Source organism: Daejeonella sp. (assembly GCF_049655485.1).
GTDB lineage: Bacteria > Bacteroidota > Bacteroidia > Sphingobacteriales > Sphingobacteriaceae > Daejeonella.
The window spans coordinates 1-7,054 of the sequence record NZ_JBASJU010000400.1; the positions used below are offsets into that span (position 1 = coordinate 1).

General features: G+C 42.2%; 7 protein-coding genes. All 7 read right to left on the bottom strand.

The annotated features are described in order from the left end of the window. Positions 1 to 214 precede the first annotated feature (214 nt). Positions 215 to 1,714, bottom strand: coding sequence for an NADH-quinone oxidoreductase subunit N (locus tag WBJ10_RS16255; protein ID WP_424292184.1), 1,500 nt, complete (start codon positions 1,712 to 1,714; stop codon positions 215 to 217). Next, positions 1,714 to 3,318 carry a complex I subunit 4 family protein gene (locus WBJ10_RS16260; protein WP_424292186.1) on the bottom strand — a complete coding sequence of 535 codons (1,605 nt, stop codon included), beginning with the start codon at positions 3,316 to 3,318 and terminating at the stop codon, positions 1,714 to 1,716. Before WBJ10_RS16260 ends, WBJ10_RS16255 begins: the two co-directional genes overlap by 1 nt. A gap of 49 nt (positions 3,319 to 3,367) precedes the next feature. After that, on the bottom strand, positions 3,368 to 5,317 hold the full coding sequence (gene nuoL / locus WBJ10_RS16265; protein ID WP_424292195.1) for an NADH-quinone oxidoreductase subunit L: 1,950 nt from the start codon (positions 5,315 to 5,317) through the stop codon (positions 3,368 to 3,370). A 75-nt stretch (positions 5,318 to 5,392) separates the two neighbouring features. Further along, the gene (gene nuoK / locus WBJ10_RS16270; protein WP_424292188.1) at positions 5,393 to 5,698 is read right to left on the bottom strand and encodes an NADH-quinone oxidoreductase subunit NuoK; all 306 of its coding nucleotides are present in this window, start codon (positions 5,696 to 5,698) and stop codon (positions 5,393 to 5,395) included. Continuing rightward, the gene (locus tag WBJ10_RS16275) at positions 5,695 to 6,228 is read right to left on the bottom strand and encodes an NADH-quinone oxidoreductase subunit J (protein ID WP_424292189.1); all 534 of its coding nucleotides are present in this window, start codon (positions 6,226 to 6,228) and stop codon (positions 5,695 to 5,697) included. The genes nuoK and WBJ10_RS16275 overlap by 4 nt, the downstream gene beginning before the upstream one ends. Beyond that, entirely contained in the window at positions 6,225 to 6,812 is a 588-nt protein-coding gene (locus WBJ10_RS16280; RefSeq protein ID WP_424292191.1) for a NuoI/complex I 23 kDa subunit family protein, read from the bottom strand. Before WBJ10_RS16280 ends, WBJ10_RS16275 begins: the two co-directional genes overlap by 4 nt. A 12-nt stretch (positions 6,813 to 6,824) precedes the next feature. Then, the coding region (locus WBJ10_RS16285) for an NADH-quinone oxidoreductase subunit H (protein ID WP_424292193.1) at positions 6,825 to 7,054 on the bottom strand (230 nt) is incomplete at its 5' end.

Genomic DNA, 7,054 nt, shown 5'->3' on the forward strand with positions numbered 1-7,054 from the left:
CGTGGTTGTGAGTGTGCAAAAGTATAGATTTAATCCTTAAGTAGGCAAGGAAATCGAAGGAAAACGGAGCTTGTAAATGTGCTCATCAACAAATTGACAATGTGATTATTAACGCACAGATGCATAGGAAGATTTTTCGACTTCCGTAAGTAGCAGTTGCTTGGATGAGTCGTGCATTCGATCATGGAATCTGAGTAAGATCACCCTGATTAATTTACAAAAACTGCTGAATCACGGATGGGAAAATGATGAAAAAGATCAAAAGGAAAACCAGGAATAAACTAATGTATGTTTTTGGGGAATAATTAAAGCTTGATACCTGATGGTCACTGGTCCGCAGGAAAGCATTCAACGGAATACGGAAATAGTAAAACAAAGAGACGACTGTACTTATTGCTCCTGTTATGATCATGGCCATTACCAATGTTGATCCGGAACTATTATAAGCTTCAATCGCAGCAGAAAAAACAAGGAACTTAGCAGTAAAACCGGCGGTAGGCGGCAATCCCGTAAGGGATACTAAGACGATAACCATTGCAATCATCAGCACGTTAAACGGTTTACCGAGGCCTTTATATTCGTCTATATTTTCTTTTCCAGTTTTCTCCTCGATTTCATCCACTATCATAAAAGCTGCCATATTCATTATGGCATATATAACCATATAGAATATCAGAGCTTTAAATCCGCTGGCTGAAAAAATAAACAATGCCATCAGCATGAAACCGGTGTGTCCAATTGAGGAATATGCTAACATACGCTTCACATTATTTTGCCATATCGCGCCGAAATTTCCAAGAATCATACTTAATATTGCCAGCACAGCCAGCATGCTCGTTAAACTGAACAGGGAATTATCAAACCCCGATAATTCAAAGGGCTGAAAAGGAGCTAAAATCCGGATAAACAGACCGAACCCAGCTATTTTAGGAGCTGTAGATAAAAAGGCCGTCACCGGCGTGGGAGCACCCTCATAAACATCCGGCGCCCAGAAATGGAAAGGCACCAGAGAAAGTTTGAATGCTATCCCTATAAGCAGAAAAATGAAAGCTAAACCCCAGGCATGAAAAGGAGTTGTGCTGAGAAAACTTGCGAACCCGGGAGAATATAGATCAAGGCTTCCTGAAAACCCATAAAGCATCGACATCCCATAGAGCATAAAAGCGGAACAAACTGCCCCGAATAGAGCGTATTTCATTGCTGCTTCGCTTTGCCTCGGACTCTTAGACAGATAACCCACCATCAAATAGGAACCAACAGATACCATCTCTAAGGAAAGATAGGCCATGAGCAGATTTTGCGACATCACCATCAAGTTTAAACCTAATTGAAGGGCAAGCAAAATGCTGAACAGGTCGCCAATTCCTTTACTATGATCCTGCAAAGCTTTGTGATATCTGACGAACAATACGAAGAGAATACCGATGAAACAGAATAGAATTTTGAATAAAACGGCCAGGTGATCAAGGACGATCATTCCCCCAAATAATGGTACAGGTTCCTGATCCATTCTCTGAAAATTCAAGACGCCTGTAGCCAGCAATGTTAACAGCGTAAGTACATAAGTATATTGCGGATATTTCTTCGAAAAAAATAGATCTGCCAGGATAACCAGCAGAAACCCAATTATAAGAAGCAGCTCAGAGTAAAAAGGATAGAGACTACCAATAGTATCGTTTATGGAAGATGATATAAAAGGGGAATAGTCATTCATTATCCTGAAATCAATTGTATGAATGCCAAAACAGAAGCGTTCATTTTATTAAAGATAAGTGAAGGAAAAATCCCCAATGCGAGGGCAAGAACTGCAAGGGGCACAAGCGCAAGTTTCTCGCGGGTTGTCACATCTTTTAAACGGGTCAGCCATTCTTCTCCCCCTTTTAATCGGGGTTGGCCAAAGAACATCCGTTGCAGTGTCCACAGGAAGTAAGCAGCACTTAAAAGGATACCTATTGATCCTCCTATTGCCATCCAACGAGGCAAAAAGCCATTGACCTCCTGCGATGTGAACGCTCCGATCAGAGTAAATGCTTCAGCCATGAAAGCGGAGAAACCCGGAAGTCCCAGAGAAGCAAAAAAAGCAATCATGATAAACGTAGTAAACTGTGGCATTACCGATGCCAGCCCTCTGAAATTTGCAATCTCTCGGTCATGTACCCTGTCGTATAGCATCCCAACAAGGAAGAACAGCATAGCCGATAAGCCACCATGACTTATCATCTGTAAAATACCCCCGCTTACTCCTTCAGTAGTTGCAGAAGCAACGCCGAGCAATACAAACCCCATGTGAGAAACCGAGGAATAAGCAATAAGCTTTTTCAAATCTGTTTGTGCAAGGGCATTTAAAGCGCCGTAAATAATCGACACGACACCAATCAAACCTATCCACCAGGAGGACTGAATTGCAGCGTCGGGGAATATGCTATAACAAACCCGGATAATGCCATATCCTCCAACTTTTAATAACAATCCTGCAAGTATAATCGAAACAGGTGTGGGTGCTTCCACATGGGCATCGGGCAGCCAGGTGTGTAGAGGAACTATAGGAACTTTAATCGCGAAGGCAATGAAAAGCACTATAAATGCAAGGAGGCGGGCAGAAATTCCAAGCAGATTTTGATTTGCAACCGACGAGAATATAGAACCATCCATGTAATTCCCCGGATCCATCATCAGGATCATGTTAAATGTATGGTTGCCCGTGGCAGGGTTCAGCACCGAGAAATACAGCCCGATGATGACCAGTAGCATAAACACAGAGCCGAAGAGGGTATAGAGGAAGAATTTAATGGCAGCATATTCACGTCTCACCCCTCCCCACATCCCGATAAGGAAGTAAAGCGGCAACAGCATCAACTCGTAGAAAATGTAGAATAAGAAGAAGTCGAGAGCACAGAACACCCCCATAACGGCTGTGTTTAAAAGCAATAAAAGTGCAAAAAAGGCTTTTAAGTTGGTCTTGATTTCCCAGGATGCCAGCGTAGCTACAAACATGACCAAAGCCGACAAAATCAGGAAGGGCATAGAGATGCCGTCGATACCCAGCAGGTAATCAATTTCAAGTTTCCCGATAGAACCCAGATCGAGCCTTATCCAGGAAACTTTTTCTATATATTGAAATTGGCTCTCCTTATTTACCCCTGCAAACGCTGCGGTATTGTTGAAATCGAGATAAACAAGCAGGCTTATAAAAAACTGAACAACACTAGTGCCCAAGGCAATAAATTTAAACTTTTCCTTGAAACCCGCTGGCAGCATAATAATCGCAAAAGCGGCCACAAGAGGCAGAAAAATCAATATAGAGAGTACGTTATTCATTTCAATCACCCTAAACTATTGTTTTTGCAGATAAGTCCTGTCATGGAAATCATATGAAATATGTTAATATAAAAAATGCGACCACGACGGTCAGCATAGTAATCAGGTAATGCTGAAGTTTGCCGCTTTGGAATTGCCTGGCAAAATTGCCCGTTTTCCCCGCTAAAACTGCTATAAAATTTACCAGTCCATCGACTATACTCCTATCGAACCAGCCTGATATTCCGGAAAGCATCCTTACCAGTTTCGCAAGCAGATTTACTGTGCCGTCTACTATGAGAACATCGAACCTATTGCTTAATCGCGATACCCCTTCTGTCGGCTTAACAAACAACAAGATATATGCCTTGTCGAGATACCAGCCATTCGTAGAAAAGCGGTATAATAAACTTTTTTCAGGAAATACGTTTGTATCTCTATTGCCGTAGATTTTGTACGCCGCGAACACGATTACGATACTGACAAGCGTCACCAGGCCAGGAACGATTAGATGTATATTATCAACTCGCTTGACGCCTGCACTTTCAAATCCTTGTAAGACCCATGAATTCTCATAAGAGAAAGGGTTTAATGAAAAGAGTATAAACAAGCTGCAAAATGCCAGAACTACAAGAATACGGCTCATTGCCGAAGGAGCTTCATGTATTCCTTCGAAACGCGGCGTACCAAAAAACACTTTAAAAATTAAGCGCGCGATATAGAAAGCGGTAAGCCAGCTGGTTAAAGTGAGTATATAAGGCACCAGCTTTTTAAATCCACTATAACCGTGTGCCCATTCAAATGAAGTGATTAACATAGCATCTTTGGATAGAAATCCAGAAGTAAAAGGCAACCCTGCGAGAGCAGCAGCAGCAATACTCATGGTCATGAATGCAATAGGCATGTGCTTTCTAAGTCCCCCCATTAAGCGGATATCCTGATGATCAAATTCCAGACTTTGTTCTGACTTATAGTGGTGAAGCTGATGTATTACCGCACCTGCGCAAAGGAACAGTAAACATTTAAAAAATGCGTGTGTTGCGAGGTGGAAAAGGCTTTCACCCACAGCCCCTATTCCAATTGCAGCGATCATAAAACCTAACTGCGAAATGGTTGAATAAGCGAGAATACGTTTTATATCATTTTGCGTCAGCGCGATGGTAGCAGCCATAAATGCCGTCATTACCCCGATAATTACGATGATATTCAAAACCAGAGCGTCAAATAAAGGAAAAATCCGGGCAAGTAAAAAAACACCCGCGGCTACCATGGTAGCTGCATGAATTAAGGAAGAAACAGAAGTTGGCCCTTCCATAGCATCAGGCAGCCAGGTATGCAGAGGGAACTGGGCTGATTTTGCCATCGCACCCATAAAAAAAGCAAGTCCGGCAGCACTTAGCCATATAGCCGGCATCTGATTGCTGGAACTGACCCATATAGAATTAACGATAGATGCCGTGTCCACCAATCCCCCTGTACCGAAAAGTTCTACCAAATTGAATGTACCAAACTGACTGTACACAATCATTACACCTGCCAGAAAGCCCAGGTCCCCTATCCTATTCATAATAAATGCTTTCTTAGCGGCTTGAGATGCGGCGTCTTTTGTAAACCAAAAGCCAATGAGCAGATAGGAAGAAAATCCGACGAGTTCCCAGAACATGTAAATAAGCAGTAAACTGTCAGAAATAACTAAGCCAAGCATGGAAAAACAAAACAAACCCAAATACCCCCAGTATTTGTGAATATTCGGATCCCCTTTCATATATGAAGTAGAGTAAATGTGGACAAGCACGGATATACCGGAAACCAGAAGCATCATTAGAACAGACAAATTATTAAGCAGAATTCCGGCGTTAAACCCCTTTGTTCCTATGGTAAACCATTCAATTTGCTGGTGAATCGGATCATTGTTCCAAACCGCTGAAAAAACGAGCATGGAAGCCATAAAACTGACACTAATACTGAAAATAGCTAAAGATGAGCCAGATGTTTTCTTCCCGAACAGATTAAAAATCAAAGGCAAAAGAGGGAATACTACTGCTGCCAATGACAATATGCACAATGTGTTGTTTGAAAATTTCAAAAACTCCATTTAATCTTTGAGCGTATTAATTTTAGCAGGATTTATAGTCCTGAAGTGCTTGTAAACATTTAATATGATGGCAAGTGCAACTGCAACTCCAGCTGCGGCCAGTACTATGGCGAAAAGGGCAAACATTTGCCCCTCACCATCAATTTTATCGAACCTTCCAAAAGCCACAAAATTTAAAATACCGGCGTTTATCATAAACTCAATTCCGATCAGGATTTGAATTGCATTCTTCTTGGTGAGAACAGCATAAAGCCCAATGCAGAAAAGAGCGGCGCTTATAAACATAAAATGAGATAGCGGGATCATGACCTTTTCTCCTTTCTGGCCAGATGCGCTGCACCAATTAAAGCCATCATTAAAAACACAGACACCATTTCAAAAGGCAGCAAATAGCGTGTCATTGTATGGATCCCGATCTGGTGGATTGTGTTGTCATTTGGACTAATACTTTGGTTTTCCTTTATCCAGGGAAGATTAGCGACATCCGCGTAAGCGATGGCTGAAAACAAAAAATAAAACAAGGCAGCGCCAATTAATAATCCAGCCAGATGACCCATCTTAAACCCCGATTTAAGTTCTTGCATGCCACTAAGTAATTCCCTGTTGGATAACATAAAAGCAAAGAGCATGAGCACCAGTACACCCCCAACATAAATTACCACCTGGGTTACGGCTATGAAGTCGGCAAGGGCGAATACAAACATGGCTGCAAGCGAAAAAATCGTTACAAAAAAGAGAAAGATACTTCTTACGAGGTTTTGCATGCTGACAACCATAAACGCTGTGATGAGCGTTAGGGCGGCAAAGAAGTAAAACACTATTTGTTCAGCACTCATTCTTTATTTTTATCCGGCTGTAAGGCTGCTTGTTTTGCTGCCAGGCGTTCAGCATTTTGTTTCTCCAGTGCCAGACGCTTTTCTTCTGCTTCACTAGCCGTCATGTCTGAAAACTTATACACCATCTCGTTAAGCGTCAAGGTGCTGCGATCGTAAGTATCGGTCATAATGATACATTCAGTTGGACAAACGACTGTACACAGCCCGCAATACATACACTTGGCCATATCGATATCGAACTTGGCAGCGTACAATCGCTTGGTTGTACCGTCAGAGGTTTTTCCAATGGCCTCTGTTGCTTTAATGCTTTCAATCTCTATACAATCCACCGGACAAATCTTGGCGCACAAATCGCATACGATGCAGTCATCCATTTCCACATCCAGCTGGTAGCGTGCAACTTCCGGAAGCGGTAATTTTTGATGAGGATATTGGATAGTTGTGGTTCCGCTATCTTGCGAGAAGTAGTTATTATCGGTTATCGGCTTTACTTTCCGGCTTTCCGCCGCAGCAAAAAAATGTCCGAGGGTTAGGCTTAATCCTTTCCCTACCGTTTTGAAGACATTTAAAAGCTTATTTTTCATTGTACCCTATTATTACATCATCGTGAGCCGCCAGATACCCGACACCAACATACATAAAAAAGCCAGAGGGGTTAAAACCTTCCAGCAAAAACTCATCAACTGGTCTACTCTCAAACGCGGCAGGGTCCATCTAATCCAGATTTGAACTGCAACTACCAAAAGTGTTTTAAGAAGCACCCAAAATATCCCCCAGCCAACACTTGTAGTCCAATCGGCCAGCAGAGCAGACCCCATATTAGGCA